We start from the raw sequence: 2,618 nt of genomic DNA, 5'->3' as shown, positions 1-2,618 counted from the left end.
GCGCATCGCCCGTCATCCGGCCGGTGACGGCAATGTGACAATCCACCTCCTGTGGAACCCCTGAACGAATCCCTGTTCGACGCCCAGGCGCTGGAATTTCCAGCCGCCCTGGCGTCGGCGCTCGCGCCGGCCGCCCTGCCCGGCCACTTCGACGAACTGCGCGGGCAGGCCACGCCCGCGGTGCCGGCGCGGCCGGCCGCGGGGGCAGCGCCCTTGGCGCCGATGCCGCCCATGCTCTATGACGCTGCGGCGCAGCCGCCGGGTCCGTCGCAGGCTCAATCACAGACACAAACTCAAACCCAGGTCCTTCAGCCCGCCCCCGGCGACACCCCGCCCCTCACGCCCGCCTGGAACGCCTTCTTCGAACAGCTCGGCCCGGGCGGATTCAACGACCTGCCACGGCGCGCGGTCAGCCTCGAGCGGCAGATCCGGGACAACGGCGTCACCTACAACGTCTATGCCGATGCCGACGGGCCGCAGCGCCCGTGGTCGCTCGACCTGTTCCCGCTGATCGTCTCGCCCGAGAGCTGGGCCCAGATCGAGACCGGCGTGCTGCAGCGCACGCGCGTGCTCGACCGCGTCATGGCCGATGTCTACGGCCCGCAGCAGCTGCTGGCCGAAGGCCTGCTGCCGGCGGCACTGGTGCACGGCCATCCCGGCTACCTGCGCGCGATGCACGGCGTGAAGCCGCCGGGCGACACATGGCTGCACATCGCGGCCTTCGACCTCGCCCGCGGGCCCGACGGCAACTGGTGGGTGGTGTCGCAGCGCACCCAGGCGCCCTCGGGCCTGGGCTACCTGCTCGAGAACCGGCTGGCCATCACGCGCCAGTTTCCGCAGGCGTTCGAGGCCCTGCAGGTGCAGCGCCTGGCCGCCACCTACAGCGCCATGATGGACGGCCTGCAGCGCATGTGCCCGGCCGGCGTGCCGCCGCACATCGCGCTGCTGACGCCCGGCCCCTACAACGAGACCTACTTCGAGCATGCGTACCTCGCGCGCTACCTGGGCCTGACGCTGGTCGAGGGCAGCGACCTCACGGTGCGCGACCAGCGCCTCTACCTCAAGACCCTGCAGGGGCTGCGGCCGGTGCACGGCCTCATCAAGCGGCTGGACGACCAGTTCCTCGACCCGCTCGAGCTGCGCCCCGATTCCACGCTGGGCGTGCCGGGCCTGCTGCAGGCGATTCGCGCCGGCAATGTGCTGGTGGCCAACATGCCGGGCTCGGCCTTCCTCGAGTCGCCCGCGCTGCTGGGCTTCCTGCCCGGGCTCGCGCRCCGCCTCATCGGCGAAAAGCTCAAGCTGCCGGCGCTGCCGACCTGGTGGTGCGGCGAGCGCGCCGCGCTCGAGGCGGTGCTGCCGCAGCTGGGCGATTGCGCCATCAAGCCCACCTATCCCGGGTCGGACGGACAGACCAGCTTCGACGCGGTGCTCGGCAGCAAGCTGGGCCGGCGCGAGCTCGACGAATGGGCCGGCCGCATCGTGCGCGAGGGCGAGGCCCACACGGTCCAGAGCTACCTGCCGCTGTCGCAGATGCCCACCTGGGCCAACGACATGGGCCCCGGCCACATCGCGCCGCGCGCGATGCTGCTGCGCGTCTTCGCGGTGAGCGACGGGCCGCAGTCCTGGCGCGTGCTGCCGGGCGGGCTGGCGCGGCTGGCGGGCCGCGATGCGCAGATCGCCTCCATGCAGCGCGGCGGCAGCAGCGCCGACGTGTGGGTGYAGACGCACGGCGAAGTCGACCGCACCACGCTGCTCCAGCCGCATGCCACGCCGGCCTCGCTCGCGCGGCACCGCGCGCCCGTGACCAGCCGCGCGGCCGAGAACATGTTCTGGCTCGGCCGCTACACCGAGCGCGCCGAAAACGCCGTGCGCCTCGCGCGCCTCACGCTCAACCTGCTGGGCAGCGAAGACCAGTCGTCGCGCCCGCTGCTCGACTGGCTGCACCGCATGGCGCTGCGCAATGCGCTGGTGCCGGCCGAGGCGCCGAGCGCGCCGCAGTCGCGCCGCGTGTTCGAACGCGCGCTGATCGCCGAGCTCGGCGACGTGGCGCGCGGCGGCAGCGTGGGCTTCAGCCTGCGCTGCATCCGGCAGGCCGCCGCCGCTGTGCGCGAACGGCTCTCGCAGGACACCTGGAACCAGATCGTGCGCGCCGAGGCCGACTTCCTGCGGCGCGCGGCCGAGCAGGCCGGCGAAGGCAGCTTTGCCACCGGCGCCGCGCTGCGCGCGCTCGAATCCGCCAGCACCGCGCTCGCCGCCATGACCGGCGCGCAGACCGACCGCATGACGCGCGACGACGCCTGGCGCCTGCTGTCGATCGGCCGCCACATCGAGCGGCTGGGCTTTCTTGCGAGCGCGCTGGAGGCCGGTTTCGAGAACGGCGCCGTGCACGAAGTGAGCGGCTTCGAAGCCATGGTGGCGCTGTTCGACAGCACCATCACCTTCCACGCCCGCTACCAGCAACGGCGCGACGTGGCCACGCTGGTCGACCTGCTGGTGCTCGATGCCGAGAATCCGCGCTCGCTGGCGTGGGTCACGCAGACGCTGCGCGGACGCATCGCGCGCCTGGCCGGCAGCGCCCCCGGCAAGCTCACCGCGCTGTCCTACGAGCTGCCCGACCC

General features: G+C 72.8%; 1 protein-coding gene. It reads left to right on the top strand.

The annotated features are described in order from the left end of the window. Positions 1-51: 51 nt before the first annotated feature. Positions 52-2,618: circularly permuted type 2 ATP-grasp protein (locus tag AC1DOC_RS28680; RefSeq protein WP_478131023.1), on the top strand; the 2,567-nt coding region annotated here is incomplete at its 3' end.

It is taken from the genome of Variovorax sp. 01T439_2 (genome assembly GCF_056398445.1).
This window is presented reverse-complemented; position numbering and strand designations above follow the sequence as displayed.